The organism is Actinomadura sp. NAK00032, from assembly GCF_013364275.1.
Taxonomy (GTDB): domain Bacteria; phylum Actinomycetota; class Actinomycetes; order Streptosporangiales; family Streptosporangiaceae; genus Spirillospora.
In genome coordinates this window covers 8237236-8253729 of sequence record NZ_CP054932.1, presented here as the reverse complement: position 1 = coordinate 8253729, position 16494 = coordinate 8237236, and the positions used below count along the sequence as shown (strand labels likewise).

Genomic DNA, 16494 nt, shown 5'->3' with positions numbered 1-16494 from the left:
CAGCGCCCGCGATCCTTTGCTTCCCCGCGGCGTTCAGGGGCGTCCGAGGGCGCGGTAGTTCCAGCCCGCCGCGCGCCACCGCTCGGGGTCGAGGGCGTTGCGGCCGTCCACGATGTTGCGTTCGGCGACGGCCTCGGCGAGCGCGTGCGGGTCCATGCCGCGGAACTCCGGCCACTCGGTCAGCAGCAGGACGACGTGCGCGTCCCGGGCCGCCGACAGGGCCGAGTCGCCGTACTCCAGGGTCGGCTGGGCGCGGCGCGCGTTCCGCATGGCCTGCGGGTCGTACACGGTCACCTTGGCGCCCTGCGCCCGGATGGACGCGGCCACGTCCAGCGCGGGGGAGTCGCGGACGTCGTCGGAGTTCGGTTTGAACGCGGCGCCGAGGACGCCGACCGTCCGGCCGGCGAACGAGCCGCCGAGCAGCTGCCGGGCGAGGTCCACCATCCGGATCCGGCGCCGGATGTTGATCTCGTCGACCTCGCGCAGGAACGTCAGCGCCTGGTCGGCGCCCAGTTCGCCCGCGCGGGCCATGAACGCCCGGATGTCCTTGGGCAGGCAGCCGCCGCCGAAGCCGAGCCCGGGGCCGAGGAACTTGCCGCCGATCCGGTCGTCGTAGGACAGCGCCTCGGAGAGCTTCGTCACATCGGCGTGCGCGGCCTCGCAGACCTCCGCCATCGCGTTGATGAACGAGATCTTGGTGGCGAGGAAGGCGTTGGCGGACACCTTCACGAGTTCGGCCGTGGGGAAGTCGGCGGTGATGAACGGGGTGCCCTCGGCGATCATCGTGCGGTAGACCTCGCGGAGTACCTTCTCGGCGTGCTCGGCCGCGCCCTGCTCGCCGGGCAGCCCCGCCACGATCCGGTCGGGGTGCAGGGTGTCCTGGACGGCGAACCCCTCGCGCAGGAACTCGGGGTTCCACGCCAGCACGGCGTCACCGCCGACCGGCGCGACCCGGGCGAGCGTCTCGGCCAGCCGCGCGGCCGTCCCGACCGGCACGGTCGACTTGCCGACGATCAGGCAGGGCCGGTTCAGCAGCGGCGCGAGCGACGCGACGGCGTCGTCCACGTAGCTCATGTCGGCGGCGTACTCGCCGGCCTTCTGCGGGGTCCCTACGCACAGGAAGTGGACGTCCCCGAACTCGGCGGCCTCCTGGTAGGACGTCGTGAACCGCAGCCGCCCGGTCTCCAGGCCGCGGCGCAGCACCGGTTCCAGGCCGGGTTCGTAGAACGGCAGGTCACCGGCGGCGAGCCGGGCGATCCGCTCGGCGTCCACGTCCAGCCCGAGGACCTCGAAGCCCAGGTCGGCCATGCAGGCCGCGTGGGTGGCGCCCAGATAGCCCGTTCCGATGACCGTCAGCCGGTGGGTCAAGACCCGCTCCCTTCGATTCGCCGTCGCCGACTAGCGGCCTCTCCTGACACGTGCCCACTGCGGGCCCGTACCTGCCTTCCCCGCCAGTCCCTACTGGCGGGTAGCATCTGCGGCATGAGTTCTGACTTTCCCACGTATGCGCCGTCGGAGGAGCATGAGCTGCTGCGGCGCACGGTGCGTGAGCTGGCCGAGGCCAAGATCGCTCCTTTCGCGGCGGAGGTGGACGAGGAGTCCCGGTTCCCGCAGGAGGCCTTGGACGCGCTGGTCGCCAACGATCTGCATGCGGTGCACGTGCCCGAATCGTACGGGGGTGCGGGAGCGGACGCGCTGGCCACGGTGATCGTGATCGAGGAGGTCGCGCGGGTGTGCGGCTCGTCGTCGCTGATCCCGGCGGTGAACAAGCTGGGCACGGTCCCGGTGCTGCTGGCCGGCGGCGAGGAGCTCAAGAAGAAGTACCTGGCGCCGGTGGCGCGTGGTGAGGGGATGTTCTCCTACGCGCTGTCGGAGGCGGACGCGGGGTCGGACGCGGCGGGGATGAAGACCCGCGCGGTGCGCGAGGGCGACACCTGGGTGCTCAACGGCGCGAAGATGTGGATCACCAACGCGGGGGTGTCGGAGTTCTACACGGTGATGGCGGTCACCGACCCGGCGGCGGGCGCGCGGGGGATCTCGGCGTTCGTGGTGGAGAAGTCGGATCCGGGGGTGTCGTTCGGTCCGAAGGAGCGCAAGCTGGGGATCAAGGGGTCGCCGACCCGGCAGGTGCTCTTGGAGGACACCCGCATCCCCGCCGACCGGCTGATCGGCGCGGAGGGCACGGGTTTCAAGACGGCGCTGGCCACGCTGGACCACACCCGCATCACTATCGCCGCCCAAGCGCTGGGCATCGCGCAGGGGGCGCTGGACTTCGCGTTGAACTACGTCAAGGAGCGGCGGCAGTTCGGCAAGCCGGTCGCCGATTTCCAGGGTGTGCAGTTCATGCTGGCCGACATGGCGATGCGGCTGGAGGGTGCGCGGCAGCTGACCTACCACGCGGCGATCAAGTCCGAGCGGGCGATGAGCGGGGAGAAGGTCCCGGATCTGACGTTCGTCTCCTCGGCGTGCAAGGCGCTGGCCTCGGATGTGGCGATGGACGTCACCACTGACGCCGTCCAGCTGCTGGGGGGCTACGGCTACACGCGCGATTTCCCGGTGGAGCGGATGATGCGCGACGCCAAGATCACCCAGATCTACGAGGGCACCAACCAGATCCAGCGCATGGTGATGGCCCGCCAGCTCCTCAAGTAGCCGGGTCACGCGACCCACGACGGGACGATCCGCGCCAGCCGGGCCGGATCGGTCAGGCCGCGGATCGCGGTGACGGCACCGTCCACGACTGTGAAGGCGAGGACGGTGACCGGCCGTCCGTTGACCGTGATGAGCACGCCGGGGACGCCGTCCAGGAGAGCCGGATGTGCCTGCGCGCCCGGCGTCGAGAAACTCGCGGCCTGGGCGGCGACCTTCTGCGCACCGTGAACGAGGACGGTCCCCTGTGGCCCCTGGCCTCGCAGCTCGACGTCGGGGGCGAGGACGGCGAGCAGCCGACCCACGTCCCCCTCGCCGACCGCCGTCAGGAACGCGTCGATGACGTCCCGCGCCGCAGCATGGGCGTCGGCCGCCGGAGGACCGAGCCGCAGCCGACCCCGGGCGCGGCTGGCGAGCATCTTGGCGGCCGGTGTGCTCCGCCCGAGGATCGCCGCGATCCCGTCGAACGGCACCTCGAAGACATCGTGAAGCACGAAGGCCACCCGCTCGGCCGGGGTGAGCGCGTCCATGACGACGTACAAGGCGAGCCCGACGGAGTCGGCGAGCAGAACGTCCTGCTCGGGGTCGCCCTCGCCGGCCAGGCCGACGTCGAGTTCGAGCGGCTGCTCGCCCCGCACCTTGCGCCTGCGGAGCAGGTCCAGGCAGATCCGCCCGGTCACCGTGGTCAGCCAGCCGCGCAGGTCGTCGATGCCGCCGCCGGCCCGCGCGAGCCGCAGCCACGCCTCCTGAACGGCGTCGTCCGCGTCGGCATGGGAGCCGAGCACACGAAACGCGATCGCATGCAGGTAGGCCCTCTGCGCCTCGAACTCCGCGGCGAACTGCTCTTCTTCGGTCACGATCCTCCTCGGCGTACAACGGTGTCACCACCAGGACGCACCGAACACCGCTGAGGTAACGCGTTACCTTGCCCCGCTCCCGGACGTCGTAGTGCCGTCCAACAACCCTTGGAGGGGAAATGACGGCACGCATCCAGAACACGGCGAACCAGCCCGGCATCATGACGGGCGTCGAGCATCTGTTCAAGGAGGTGTACAGCGGCGGCGTACCGAGCCAGACGCTCGAACTGGTCCATCTGCGGGCCAGCCAGATCAACGGCTGCAGCGCCTGCGTCGACGCCGGCGGCAAGAGCGGGGCCAAGGCGGGCGTCAGTCCCGAGAAGCTGCTCGCAGTGGCCGCCTGGTACGAGAACCCGCTCTTCGACGACGCCGAGCGCGCGGCCCTGGCACTGACCGAGGCCGCGACCCGCCTCGCCGACCGACCGGGCGCGGTCACCGACGAGATCTGGGCCGAAGCAGCCCGCCACTACAACGAGCGCCAACTGGGCGCCCTGGTCTTGATGGTGGCCATCACCAACTTCTTTAACCGCATCAACACGACCTTCCGCATCCCCGCCGGCGCCACCTGGGACTAACCCGCAACCCACCGGCCGACGCGCCCCCGCGAGTCACTCCGGGGCGCCCCGGCCAGTGCTGAAGACCAGGGCGGCGGCGCGGTCGAGGACGGCCGCCCGGTCGCGGCCCTCGTGGTCGGCCGCGAGGGAGTGGTGTCCGATCGCCACGCAGAAGGCGATGAGGGAGCGGGCCTCGATCTCGTCCGGATCGGAGCAGAAGGTGCCGATCACTTCGCGCAGGAGGCCCATGCGCCGGTTGTCCACCCGCCGCAGGCGTTCGGCCACCGCCGCGTCCCGCCGGGCCCAGTCCCGGACGGCGAGGTCGATGGGGAGCAGCCGCTCGCTGGAGAAGGTGAGCATGCCCGCCCGCCGCGCCTTGGCCGCCGGGGCGCCGCCCTCCTTCTCGACGCGGTCGAGCACTTCGTCGACGCTCTCCCGCTCCCAGGCGTCCAGCATGGCCTCCAGCAGCGCGTCGCGATCGGCGAAGTAGCCGTAGAACCCGCCCTTGGTGACGCCGAGCCGCTTGGCCAGCGCCTCGACGCGCACGGCGTCCGGGCCGCCCGTGGCCAGCACCCGCAGCCCCTCCTCGACCCAGTGCTCCCGCGGTGTCCGAGGAACGCCCATCGTGTGCCTCACCTCACATATACGCCACCGTATAAACAAGTTACGTTGCTATACGTCACCGTATAAGACGACCGCCGGCGCCAATGCCCGCACCCCCGACGAGGTGAAGATGCGGCTTTCCAAGTCAGCCCACATGCAGCAGCCCTGGCGAATCCACGCCATCGCGCCCGACTTCCAACTGCTGGATGTGTGGTCCTACCGCGCCCCCGGCGCCGGACCGGACGACTTCCCCGTGATCCTTGAGCTGTTGCGGAACGCCGGCGGATTCAGCAAGCAGCCCGCTCCGGTCAAGTTCCTGTTCGCGGTGCGCTGGAAACTCGGCCGCCTCCTCGGATGGGACGAGCCCGGCACGGGACTCGGTGCGAGAGTCGAATCGGTGCGCGACCGCCTACCGGACGACCTCGCAGAGACCACCGTCCCGGATCCGGGCGACTCACCGTTCTCACCCGTGTACCGGCTCGCCAACGAGGACGTCCGCGAACTGGCGAACAAGACCGTCCACGGCATCATGCACCTGGGCTGGGCCCCGGCCGCGACCGGTGACTACGAGCTGCGAATGGCCGTCCTGGTCAAGACAAACGGCTTGTTGGGCCGCCTCTACATGGCCCTCATCGCACCCTTCCGCCACCTGATCGTCTACCCACTACTGACCCGCCAATGGGAACACGCCTGGCAAACCCGCCCCCCGACCACCAAGGCCCCCGGCCTTGATGCCGAGGCCGCCTGTAGATGAAACTGCCGCAGCAAATCAGAGGTCGTGGCGGCCCCGCTTGATGGCGTCGATCAAGGTCTGTGCCGTGGCGGCGCTGACGACGAGGTGAGGTCCGGCCGGGTCCTTGGAGTCGCGGATGGCGATGGCGGGGAGCATGGCTGCCATCTCCACGCAGTCGCCGCCCTGGCCGGTGCTGCGGCTGCTCTTACGCCACGAGGCTGCGGACGGGTGGTCCGTGGTGCTCACGTGTAGCTCTCCTGAATCCTCTTGATCGTCTTGTGGGAATCCTCCGTCGGGAGAGATTCTCCCATGACCAAGTCGAAACGTACTCTGTACTCCGCGACGGCTGTTCCGTTTTCGATCAGATGGCTGATCTCGGGACCCTCGTGGTAGGCGAGGTCGACTCCTCCGGGAAGGCTGAGGACCTTGAACGAACCGTCCAAAGCGGCGTAGGTGACGGATGTGAAGGGCAGTACCCGGATTTCTACTCGTGGGTTTGTCGTCGCCGCCTCGATCAGCTTGGTGAGCTGCTCGTCCATCACCTTGGGGCCGCCGACGGGGCGACGGAGCGCGGATTCGTCCAGGACGAACCACATGCGGGGTGCGTTGTCGCGGGTGAGGAGTTCCTGGCGTGCCATGCGGGCGGCGACGCGCTCTTCAAGCGCGTCCAGGGGAAGGCCGGAGCTCATGACGGCACGTGCGTAGGCCGGAGTCTGGAGCAGGCCGGGCACTGTCGAGGCCTCGAAGGAGCGCATCGCGACGCATCCTGTCTCGATCTCGGTGTACCGGGAGAAGCCGGGTGGCGCGGCCAGGTGCTTGCCCTCCCGCTTGATCTCTCGCCACATGTGCCAGAACGCGCGGGCCGACGTCTCGAAGAAGACGTCCAAGTCCTCGGCCGTCTGCTCGGAAGGCGGCTTCTGGGCGGTCTCCAGTTTCTCGATCCAGCCCGCCTGGCATCCGAGCGCTTGAGCCAGCCGAGCGCGGGACAGGCCGGCGGCCTCTCGGTGGGCGCGCAGGACCGCGCCGAAGCTGCGAAGGAGCGGGTCCCGCGTGTAACCGTCTTGGTCGTTGGGCATTGGGGGGCCTCTACCTGGGGGTGGGGGTGACTTCTGGGATGTATTGGGGTCGTAGCACAGAGTAACTCTGCCTGTGATGGTGGTCACCGGAATTCGGTCATCGAACCTTTCGGCTCTCCGAGATGGGCAGGCGTTCGCGGGGCAATTCGTGGCGCATGTTCTGATTCGCCCGGATGGTGTGGCGGCTCGTCGGGGTCCGATTCGTTCGCGGCGAAGATACGTGCATGTCGCGCATCTGTGGTCGGTGACTTAGCCCCCGGAAACGAAGGAGACGATGATGTCGGTGTCTGTTGGCGCCGTGGTTGGGGCGCGGCCGCCGGTGGGTGGTGGGGCGGTTCGGGTGGAGGCGCTCGGTGTGGCCTCCCTACCGTCCGCGGTGCCCGTCGCGCGGTACTTCGCTCGTGCGCTGCTCGGGTCGTGGGAGGTGGACGAAGCCCGCCGGTGGGCCTGCCAGCAGGTTCTCTCCGAGTTGGTCAGCAATGCGCTGGAGGCGACGGGCGAGCCGGGCGGGACGGACATCGAGGCGCGCGGTATCGCGATGATGCTCGTGCGGTTCCGGTTGTGCGCCGCGCATCTCGTCGTCGAGGTGCGGGATGACAGTGCGGCGCTGCCTCAGGTCGGTGACGCCGCTCTGCTCGACGAGGGCGGGCGGGGCCTCATGCTGGCGGAGTCGCTCGCGTCCGGCTGGGGGCTGTACACGCTCGCCGTCGGCAAGGTGGTGTGGGCGGCGTGGGACGTCGCGTAATGGTTTTCAGGCGCGTTCTGTCGCGGGCGGCCTCTGGTGAGCGGCGGGCGGTTGCTGCTGCTCTGGTCGAGTTGCGGGACGAGTTGGCCTGCCAGTCGCGGTACTGGACGAGTCTCGCCGGGGTGGAAGGGCGGGACCTGCTTCCCCGGACGTGCATGGCGGCCAAAGCCCATGCGTTCGCCCAGGCCGCCGCACGGGCGGATGAAGCCCTTGGCCGGGTGGCGCGATCGGCCTCTTGACTTTCGCACATTGGGGATGTTCGATCTCACGTGTGGAGAGTTCGGAGCGGGTGGCTGTGCTCATTGAGCGGTTGCGGACCACCGAGCGGGTGTCGGTGGGGGAGTTGGCCGAGGAGACCGGGGCGTCCGAGATGACGATCCGGCGCGACCTCGACCAGCTCGCCGAGCGCGGGGTGCTGCGGCGGGTGCGGGGCGGGGCGGTGAGCCTGCTGCTGCGCGGTGAGGCGATGCCGTTCGCCGTCCGGGAGCAGGAGGCGGTCGACGCCAAGGAGCGGATCGCCGCCGAGGTGGACGGGCTGCTCGCCGATGGGGAGGCCGTCATCCTGGACGGGGGCACCACCACCCTTACCGTCGCCCGTGCGATCGTCGGGCGGCGGCTCACCGTCGTGCCGCTCGATCTGCACGCGGCCAACGCGCTCAGTGGCGCGCCGCAGGTGCGGTTGCTGGTCCCCGGTGGGCGGACCGCGCCGGGTGCGCTGGCGTTCACCGGACCGCTGACCGAGGCATCGCTGGGCTCGCTGCGTGTCGACACCGCCGTCCTCGGGGTCTGCGGGCTGTCGGCCGAGCACGGGCTCACCGCGCACGAACTCGACGAGGTGCCGGTCAAGCGGGCCGCGATCGCCTCCGCCCGGCGCGTCGTCGCCGTGTGCGACGGGGCCAAGTTCGGACGCACCGGCCTCGGGCTCGTCTGCCCCGCCGCCACGCTCGACATGGTGGTGACAGACCGCTCGGCACCCGCGGCGGCGGTGTCCCGGCTTCGCGACGCCGGTGTGGACGTCCGCCTTGTCTGACGAGCGGAGGAAGTTGCGGGCGGGACGGGCGGCCACCTTCGCCTACTTCGGGCTGAACGGTTTCGTGCTCGGCATGTGGATCGTCCACATCCCGGTCATCGAGGACCGGGTGGGAGTGGGGCACGCCGTCTTCGGCTGGCTCCTGCTGCTGCTCGGCGCGGGGGCCGTTGCCGGGATGCAGGGCGCCGGTCGGTTCATCGATCGTGTCGGTGCCCGCGTCATGGTGCCGCTGAGTGCGGTGTTGTGCAGCGCTGCGTTGATCCTGCCTGCCCTTGCCGTGAACGCCTGGACGCTGGGTGCGGCGCTACTGGTGCTCGGCGTCGGCAACGGCACCCTGGACGTCTCCATGAACTCCCACGCCGTGCAGGTGGAGCGGGGTTATCGGCGGCCCGTCATGTCCGCGTTCCATGCGACGTTCTCGCTCGGGGGCGTTCTGGCTGCGTTGGTCGGTGCTCGCACACTCGGGTGGGGCTGGTCTCCGGCGGTGTCCCTGGGGGCAGCGGCGGTGTTCGGGGTTGTTGCGGCTGTGCTGACCGCTCCGGCGCTGCTGCCTGGTGATGCCACTCACGGGACCGCTGCCGGGGGTAAGGCACGCACCCGGACGCCCAGGCGGATTTGGATGATGGCCGCCCTCGCACTGATGGTCATGTTGTCGGAGGGCGTGGCCAACGACTGGAGCACCCTGCATCTGCGTGACGCCTTGGACGCTTCCGCCGCTACGGCCGCCTTTGCTTATGGGGCCTTCTCCACTGCCATGACCATCGGCCGTCTGCTGGCCGATCGGGTGGCGGCGCGTTTCGGGCCGGTCGCCGTCCTGCGGTACGGCGCTGCTCTGGGTGCGTTCGGGCTGGCGGTGGCGGCGCTGTCGCCGTGGGTCCCGTCGGCGCTCGTGGGCTGGGCCTTGGCCGGGGCCGGGTTGTCCGGGTGCGTGCCTCAGTTGTTCAGCGCAGCCGGTCACCACGATCCGGACGCCATCGGCGCCAACGTTTCGCGTGTCGCCGGGCTGGGTTATCTGGGCATGCTCGCCGGGCCCGCCGTCATCGGCCCGCTGACGCACGTTATGCCGCTGAATCTGACGTTCTTCCTGCCGGTGGTGCTGTGCGCCGTTGCCGCCGCCACAGCGGGCATCTTGCGCACGCCCCAGAGGGCGCCGGACGCCGTCCACCCCGTGGAGGAGGCACCGAACAGACTCGGCTGACATTTCCGGTGAACTCCGAAGTGACCGATAGCGTCACAGCGGCTGGTGATCAAGCACTGGTGACGTGACGGACGGAGTGATCGGATGCCGGATCCGCTGGAGCCGGGGGACCCCGAACGGATCGGGGAGTTCTGGCCGGCCGGGCGGTTGGGCGCCGGCGGGCAGGGGGTCGTCTACGACGCCTACGCCCCCGACGGGACACGGGTGGCGGTCAAGGTGCTGCACGGGGCGCAGGAGTCGCCCAAGGAGCTGCAGGCGATGGCGGCCGAGGCCCGGGCGGCGCAGCGGGTCGCCTCGTTCTGCACGGCGCGGATCCTTCAGGTGCGGCTGGAGCCGCCGCGTCCCTACATCGTCAGCGAGTACATCGACGGGCTGAGCCTCCAGGCGGTCGTGCGGGGGACCGCCGACCGGGACGGGCGGCTGTTCGCCGGGGACGACCTGCACCGGCTCGGCATCGGGATCGCGACCGCGCTGACCGCCATCCACCGGGCCAAGGTCGTCCACCGGGACCTGAAGCCGGGCAACGTGCTGCTCGGCCCGGACGGGCCCCGGCTGATCGACTTCGGGATCGCGCGGGTGCTGGACACCCGCTCGGCCGACGCCGGCACGTTCGCCGGGACGCTGCCCTACATGGCCCCCGAGGTGTACGCGGGACGGCAGGCCGGGGCGGAGGCCGACGTGTTCGCCTGGGGCGCGATCATGCTGTTCGCCGCGACCGGCGAGCACGCCTTCAAGGGCCTCGCGCTGCCGGAGATCGCGCACCGCGTGCGCACGCACGAGCCCGACCTGGACGTGCTGCCCGAGACGCTGCGCCCGCTGGTCGGGGCCGCGCTGGCGAAGGAGCCGCTGGCCAGGCCGTCCGCGGCGGAGATCCTCACCGCGCTGACCGGCGACCCGCGCGACGGCTCCGACCTGGTCGCCGCAGGTGCCGCGCAAGCCGTCCTGGAGGCCCGGTGGGAGCCGGGCGACCCCGCCCTCGGCAAGGTCGCCGAGGACGCCTACGCCGCCCTGCACCCCGCAGCGCAGCGGCTCGTCCCCGAGCTGTTCCTGCGGTTCGTGGTGCCGGGCGAGGACGGCGGCCTGACCACGCGCCCGATCCCGGAAGACGAGCTGTTCGACCGCCAGGACGACGCCGAGGCGCAGGCGCTGCGCCAGGTGGTGCAGGCGTTCGGGCGGCTGCTGCTGGTGTCCGGCGGCCAGTTCGTGCTGACCCGCCCGGCGCTGCTGCGGGCCTGGCCTCGGCTGCGGGGCTGGGTCGAGGCCGAGCGCGACGGCCTGCGCACGCACCACCGCATCCGGCAGGCCGCCCGCACCTGGGCCGAGCACGGCCGCCGCCGCGCCGACGTCCTGACCGGGGCGCACATGGACGAGGCCGTCCGCTGGGCCACCTCGGGCGCGCGGCGGCCCGCGCTGAGCCGGCTCGAACGGGCCCTCATGGACGCCAGCGCCCGCGCCCGGTACGCCCACAAGCGCCGCAACCGGGTGATCGCCGGCGTCCTGGCCGTGGCCGCGGTGGCGGCGCTGGGCGCGACGGGGTGGGCGATCCAGGCGCAGCGGTCGGGGAGCGAGGAGCGCGACATCGCGGCCTCGCAGCAGCTCGCCGCGCAGAGCCGCCAGTTCGCGGGCACCCCGGAGACGGCGGCGCTGCTGGCCGTCGCCGCGCAGCGCGTCCACGAGACGCCGGAGAGCCGCGCCGCCCTCCTCGACGTCGTCACGCGGTCCGGCCGGGGCGCCGTCAGCGGGTACGGGCCGAACCCGATCACGGTCTCGGCGGGCGGCGGGCGGCTCGCGTTCGGCAACGACGACGGCACGGTCGCGGTCTGGGACGTGAAGGCCCGCAAGCAGCTCGGACCGCCGCTGCGCCTGCTGCCCGACGCCGACTACCGCGACGATCTCACCCTCCCCGTGGCGCTGAGCCCCGACGGCCGGGTGCTGGCCGCCGCCGGCAGCAGGGGCAACCCCTCGGAGAAGCCCGGGGCGGCCGGGGACGTGATCAAGGGCACCGTCCGGCTGTGGGACGTGGCCACGAGCAAGCCGCTCGGCGACCTGCCCATCGCCCACGCCTCCTCGGTGGCCTTCTCCCCGGACGGCAGGACACTGACCGTCATCGGCGCCGACGGAGTCACCGTCTGGGACGCGCAGACCCGGCAGCGCACCCGCAGCATGCCCTTCCCTTCGTCCTTCAGCTACCTGCCCCGCTCCTACCAAGGCAGCAAGGCGGTGCTAAGCGCGGACACGGCAACAGCCGTCTTCGCCCTGCCAGGCGCACTGGAGGTATGGGACGTGCCTACGGGCCGCCGCAAAGGGACCATCCCCGGCGCGGTCGACGAGGTCGCGCTAAGCCGGGACGGCCAGACCATCGCTGCACGGCACGACAAGACCATCCGCCTGCTGGACTCAGGCAGCGGCAGGACGCTCGGCACGCGCATCCCGATGAAGACGGAGTACGTCCAGAGGCCCCTGTTCACGCCCGACGGCAAGACCCTGCTCGTCGGCGCCGACATGTGGGACGTCGCGCGGGGCGTGCGCGCAGGGGCCATCAGCGACACCGGCCAGGAGCAGGTCCTCGCCGGGGCCTTCACCGACGAGCGGACGCTGGTCACCGTCAGCGGTGTGCCCGGCCTGTCCGACAGGAAGAACGCCGTGCGGATGTGGGACGTGAAGGTCCACCAGCCGCTCCCCGGCCCCTTCGTCCCCGTCAAGAAGGCCGACGAGGTGGTCCTGCCCGCGACGAGCGGCGATGGGCGGGCCCTCGCCGTGGCCCACGCGCCCGGCAGGGTCGGCGTCGCCTACTCGTCCTACAGCACCGCGACCAACGGGCGCCTGGCCGGGCCCATCGGCCCGCCGCCGAACCTCGCCGACAACCTGGCGACGGCCCTGGCCGTCAGCGCCGACGGGAAGAGCATCGCCTCGGGCAACACCTACGGCCAGATCTCCGTGTGGTCCGGCGGGCGCTGGGCGGGGCCGTTCGAGGGCGGCCCGGGGTCCATGCTCAACGCGATGGCGCTCAGCCCGGACGGCCGGATGCTCGCCACCGGAGGCGGCGCGCAGACCCAGATCGCGACGCCGGTCGTCGACGGCAAGGTGCAGCTCTGGGACGCCCGGACCGGCCGCATGCTCGCCGTGCTGGGCGATTCGTCCCAGCAGGTGGCCTCGCTGGCCTTCAGCCCGGACGGCCGCACGCTGGCGGCCGGGATGGGGGCGGCGGTGCACCTGTTCGACATCGCGAGCCGCCGCGACCTCGGCGTGCTCGACAACCCCTCCGGCTCGGCCACCGCGCTCGCCTTCAGCCCCGACGGCCGGACCCTCGCCACCGGCGGGAACGGGGCGGTCTCGCTCTGGGACGTCCGCACCCGGCAGTCGCGCGGCGCCCCCGTCAGCGGCCACAAGGGCCAGGTCACCGCGGTGGCCTTCGACGCCTCCGGCCGGACCCTCGCCACCGGCGGCGCCGACGGCAGCGCCCTGCTCTGGGACGTCGCCAGCCACCGCCAGCTGGGCTCGCCCCTCACCGGCCACACCGAAGCGGTGACCGCCGTGGCCTTCGACGCCGGGGACAAGACCCTCACGACGACCGACGGCGCCGCCGTCCTCCGCCGCTGGAACATCGCCATGCCCGCGAACGCCACCGGCGCCGCCTGCGCCATTGCCGGCCGCTCCCTGACTCGCAAGGAATGGACGAAGTACGTCCCCTCCGGCGTCCCCTACCGAACCATCTGCCCGGACCCGCAGTAGTGAGCGCTGGGGGACGGGCGCGTTGCCCGTCCCCCAGTGGCGCAGGTCAGTCGTCGTGGGAGACCTTCATGGTGATCGAGCCGTCCCTGTTCAGCCTGGGGCTGAACGTGATGCCGTTGTAGGTCACGCTGGAGCTGGAGCGCGTGGCGTTCATCGTGCTCTCCATCGCGGTGCCCTGGCCCCGGCTGGTGAAGGTGATCCGGTTTCCCTCGACCCTGATGCGGATCGGGGCCATGTTGTACTTCTTGGCGAACTTGATCACCTGGCCGTCGCGGATCTTCACTTCGCAGTCGGCGTCCGCGCACTCCTTGAGTTCCTTGCCCTTCTTGGTGTCCTCGGCGTCCTTGGTGGACGGCTTGGACTCCGGCTGGGCGGCCTGCGGCGGTTGCTCCGCGGCGGGCGGGGCCGCCTGCGACGGCGCCTCCGCCTCGGACGGCTTGTCCGCGGCGGGCTTGTCCGCGGCGGGCTGATCCGCCGCCGGTGGTTGGGCCGCCGGTGGTTGGGCCACCGCGGGCGGGGCCGGATCGGGTGCGGGCGGCGGCGCCGCGGCCGCGGCGGCGGCGATGCCGGCGGTGAGCGCCACCGAGGCGGCGGCGGTCGTGGTGAGCAGGCCGAGAATCCTTGTCGACATCCTCTGGTCTCCTGGATAGGTGACTTCGATCTGTCACTGATCCACTACCCAGAGTGATCAAGAGCGGAAACCTGGTCAGCGGCGCTCGTCCACCAGGAGGGTCTGCAGGGCCCGGCCGATCTCGCCGGAGCGGTCCGCGAGGGTGGCCTGGCAGAGGGCGCTGCCGCCGGCGCTGGCGTCCAGGGACGCGGCCATGCACAGCCACTCGCCGACCGGGTCGCGGTGCAGTGCGACGGTCAGGTCCGTGTTGATGATCAGCCACTTGGCGAGGTCGAGCTGGCTGCCGATGCCGGACGCGCTGTCGGCCAGCGTGAGCGCCCGGACGAGCGGCGTGTCGGGCTCGCCGGCGACCAGCGGGACGCGGGCGCGGGCCCACGTCGTGCCGGGGCCCGGCTGCCCGAAGTTGCCGTCGACCGGCCGCCACTCCATCGCGGACAGGTAGCCGCCCATGTGCAGGTCGCGCCATGGCTCGAACGGCGGCGTCGTGCCGGGGAGGGGCGGCGGGGCGGGGGCGTGCGCGACCGAGTCCAGGTGGGCCGGGGCCGCCATGATCCGCCAGGCGGCGGCGCGGACGACCGTCCGCCCCTCGTGCGCGATCTCGCCTTCGAGCAGGGTGATCCGCTTACCGGGCCGGACGGTCCGGACGCGCACGTCCAGTTCGGCGACCGGCACGGGGCTCAGGATCTCGACCGTCACGCGGGCCACCCGGGTGCCGGGGACGGGGTCGTGCCGCTCGAACGCCCGGCCGATCAGGCCCGACACCGGCCCGCCGTGCTGGAGGCCCGGCGACCATGGGCCGGCCGTGGCGACCGTGCCGGCGAACCGGCCCTCGCCCAGCGGCTCGTAGAACGCCTCGGCGGGCACGTCCTCGGTCATGCGGCTCCCTCCCACGTCCACTAGAATATTATTCTAGTGACGGGGGCGTCAGGCGCAAAGCTTGGAGGTGGCCGTACCCGTCTCCACCTCGGGGGATGCCGACGGCGACGTGCTCGGCGACACCTTCACCTTCTCCACGCCGTCCCAGTCCGCGCCGACCATGACCTGCACGCGGGAGCCGAGCGAGCTCACCTTCTTCAGCTTGGCGCCCGGGATCGCCGCGGCCAGCGTCTTCGCCGAGTCGGCCCGGTCGGGGCCGTACTGGATCTGCGTCGTCTGCAGCCCGCGCCGCGCGACGCCCGGCGCGACCGTCACCTTGAAGCCGACGTCGCGCAGCTGCCCGCCCGCCTTCGTCGCCAGGCCCCGGGTGCCGATCGCGTTCAGCACGCGGACGGAGATCTCCTCCGGCGGCACCGTCAGCTCCTCCTCGGGCTTCTTCGTCGGCGTGGCGCTCGGCTTCGGGGTCTCCTTGGCCAGCGGCTGGTCGCGCCTGATCCGGGTGAACAGGTCCTGCGCCTCGCCCCGGTCCCACTGGACGGTCGACTGGGTGGTCGGCGCGTTCCACAGGACGGTGTTGTAGTCCGGGTTGGCGAGCGGCACCTTCGCGAACGTGAGGTCGTCGGTCGACAGGTTCTTCATCTGGTCGGCGAGCTTCGGCAGGTCGTCGGCCAGCTTCTCGTCCACGCGCAGCGACTTCAGCGCCGCGTTCAGGAACTTCGTCGACTTCACCGGGTCGCCGAGCGTCTTCGTCGACAGCGCCTGCTTCATCATCGCGGCCATGAACTGCTGCTGCCGCTCGATGCGGCCGAGGTCGCTGCCACCGGTCAGCGTGTAGCGGGCGCGGGCGAACGCGAGCGCCTTCAGGCCGTCCACGTGGGACTTGCCGGCGGGCAGCTTCAGCCCGCTCTTCGGGTCGTTCACGGCCTCCTCGGTGCACACGTCCACGCCGCCGAGCGCGTCCACCATGTGCACGAAGCCGAAGAAGTTCACCTCGACGTAGTGGTCGATGGACACGCCCGTCGCCTGCTTGATCGTGCTGACCGTGAGGTCGGGCCCGCCGAACTGGTACGCCCAGGTCAGCTTGCCCGGACGGGCCGGCACCCGCGCCCCCTTCGCGCCCTCCGCCCCGTTCGACTTGTGCGCCGGGATCGTGACGTAGGAGTCGCGCGGCAGGCTGACGACCGACACCCGGTCGTGGTCGCGGGACACGTGCACCAGCAGCATCGTGTCGGAGCGCTCGCCCTGGTCGTGCCCGAGCTTGGCCGCCTTCTGCTGCTCCTTCGTCAGCCCCTCGCGCCGGTCGACGCCCGCGACGAGGATCGTCATCGCGCCCTTGGGGCCGTCCGCGCCCTTGCCGAGCCCGTTCACCGACACCTTGTCGATCATGCCGGTGACGTAGTTCTGGAACGCCCACGCGCCGCCCGAGGTCAGCAGCACGAACACCGACATCGTGCCGGTCAGGGTGAGGAAGCGCTTCTGCCGGCGGGCGCTCATCGCGGCGCGCGGGCTCAGCCCCCGGCCGGGCCGGCGCGGGCCGCGCGGGCCGTCGACCGCCACCCGCGGCGCGGGCATCCCGTCGATCGTGACGCCCTCGATGTCGTCGCCGCCGTCGCCGTCCGGCGCCGCGTGGGAGCCCGGCCGCGGCCGGAAGTAGCGCTCCAGCGGGTCGGGCTCCGGCGAGCGAGGGCCGCCGCGACCCGAATCGTGCCCGTCTGCCATGCCGGCCGCCGCCTCCCGAAGATCACGTTCCGCCGTGCGTCCCCACCACTCTAAAGTGGGCGACACCCGTCCGTTCGCTACCTGGACCTCG

General features: G+C 71.6%; 15 protein-coding genes. 7 read left to right on the top strand and 8 right to left on the bottom strand.

Going from position 1 to position 16494, the window contains the following annotated elements; translation table 11 throughout:
- Positions 1 to 33 precede the first annotated feature (33 nt).
- A complete protein-coding gene (locus HUT06_RS37805) occupies positions 34 to 1368 on the bottom strand; it encodes a UDP-glucose/GDP-mannose dehydrogenase family protein (RefSeq protein ID WP_176200098.1) in 1335 nt (444 codons plus the stop codon).
- 114 nt (positions 1369 to 1482) lie between these two features.
- Between HUT06_RS37805 and HUT06_RS37800 the strand changes: the two genes are divergently transcribed.
- A complete protein-coding gene (locus HUT06_RS37800) occupies positions 1483 to 2652 on the top strand; it encodes an acyl-CoA dehydrogenase family protein (protein ID WP_176200097.1) in 1170 nt (389 codons plus the stop codon).
- Between the two features lie 5 nt (positions 2653 to 2657).
- Here HUT06_RS37800 and HUT06_RS37795 read toward each other — a convergent pair whose 3' ends face one another.
- Positions 2658 to 3506 carry a sigma-70 family RNA polymerase sigma factor gene (locus HUT06_RS37795; protein WP_176200096.1) on the bottom strand — a complete coding sequence of 283 codons (849 nt, stop codon included), beginning with the start codon at positions 3504 to 3506 and terminating at the stop codon, positions 2658 to 2660.
- Between the two features lie 119 nt (positions 3507 to 3625).
- On the opposite strand from HUT06_RS37795, the gene HUT06_RS37790 reads away from it, so the two are divergent.
- Complete coding sequence (locus HUT06_RS37790; RefSeq protein ID WP_176200095.1) at positions 3626 to 4081, top strand: carboxymuconolactone decarboxylase family protein; 456 nt, start codon at positions 3626 to 3628, stop codon at positions 4079 to 4081.
- A 33-nt stretch (positions 4082 to 4114) separates the two neighbouring features.
- Here HUT06_RS37790 and HUT06_RS37785 read toward each other — a convergent pair whose 3' ends face one another.
- Entirely contained in the window at positions 4115 to 4684 is a 570-nt protein-coding gene (locus HUT06_RS37785; RefSeq protein ID WP_176200094.1) for a TetR/AcrR family transcriptional regulator, read from the bottom strand.
- 109 nt (positions 4685 to 4793) lie between these two features.
- On the opposite strand from HUT06_RS37785, the gene HUT06_RS37780 reads away from it, so the two are divergent.
- Positions 4794 to 5417, top strand: a complete 624-nt coding sequence (locus HUT06_RS37780; protein ID WP_176200093.1) for a DUF2867 domain-containing protein — start codon at positions 4794 to 4796, stop codon at positions 5415 to 5417.
- A gap of 15 nt (positions 5418 to 5432) precedes the next feature.
- Here HUT06_RS37780 and HUT06_RS37775 read toward each other — a convergent pair whose 3' ends face one another.
- Both HUT06_RS37775 and HUT06_RS37770 read right to left on the bottom strand, forming a co-directional pair.
- On the bottom strand, positions 5433 to 5642 hold the full coding sequence (locus tag HUT06_RS37775; protein WP_176200092.1) for a DUF397 domain-containing protein: 210 nt from the start codon (positions 5640 to 5642) through the stop codon (positions 5433 to 5435).
- A complete protein-coding gene (locus tag HUT06_RS37770; RefSeq protein ID WP_176200091.1) occupies positions 5639 to 6472 on the bottom strand; it encodes a helix-turn-helix transcriptional regulator in 834 nt (277 codons plus the stop codon). Before HUT06_RS37770 ends, HUT06_RS37775 begins: the two co-directional genes overlap by 4 nt.
- A gap of 355 nt (positions 6473 to 6827) precedes the next feature.
- Here HUT06_RS37770 and HUT06_RS37765 point away from each other — a divergent pair, with 355 nt between their 5' ends.
- The 4 genes from HUT06_RS37765 to HUT06_RS37750 all read left to right on the top strand — a co-directional run bounded on the left by HUT06_RS37765 (position 6828) and on the right by HUT06_RS37750 (position 13177).
- Positions 6828 to 7217: an ATP-binding protein gene (locus HUT06_RS37765; RefSeq protein ID WP_176200090.1), complete on the top strand. Its 390-nt coding sequence runs from the start codon at positions 6828 to 6830 to the stop codon at positions 7215 to 7217.
- Between the two features lie 289 nt (positions 7218 to 7506).
- Positions 7507 to 8247, top strand: a complete 741-nt coding sequence (locus HUT06_RS37760; protein WP_254715597.1) for a DeoR/GlpR family DNA-binding transcription regulator — start codon at positions 7507 to 7509, stop codon at positions 8245 to 8247.
- Complete coding sequence (locus tag HUT06_RS37755) at positions 8240 to 9445, top strand: MFS transporter (RefSeq protein WP_217711612.1); 1206 nt, start codon at positions 8240 to 8242, stop codon at positions 9443 to 9445. Before HUT06_RS37760 ends, HUT06_RS37755 begins: the two co-directional genes overlap by 8 nt.
- Positions 9446 to 9529: 84 nt before the next feature.
- Complete coding sequence (locus HUT06_RS37750; protein WP_176200088.1) at positions 9530 to 13177, top strand: protein kinase; 3648 nt, start codon at positions 9530 to 9532, stop codon at positions 13175 to 13177.
- Positions 13178 to 13223: 46 nt separating this feature from the next.
- On the opposite strand, the gene HUT06_RS37745 is transcribed toward HUT06_RS37750, so the two are convergent.
- From HUT06_RS37745 to HUT06_RS37735, 3 genes are all read right to left on the bottom strand, one after another.
- Positions 13224 to 13808, bottom strand: a complete 585-nt coding sequence (locus HUT06_RS37745; protein WP_176200087.1) for a hypothetical protein — start codon at positions 13806 to 13808, stop codon at positions 13224 to 13226.
- A 75-nt stretch (positions 13809 to 13883) separates the two neighbouring features.
- Positions 13884 to 14684, bottom strand: coding sequence for a thioesterase family protein (locus HUT06_RS37740; RefSeq protein ID WP_176200086.1), 801 nt, complete (start codon positions 14682 to 14684; stop codon positions 13884 to 13886).
- Positions 14685 to 14732: 48 nt separating this feature from the next.
- Positions 14733 to 16403, bottom strand: a complete 1671-nt coding sequence (locus HUT06_RS37735) for an LCP family protein (RefSeq protein ID WP_176200085.1) — start codon at positions 16401 to 16403, stop codon at positions 14733 to 14735.
- Between the last annotated feature and the right edge of the window lie 91 nt (positions 16404 to 16494).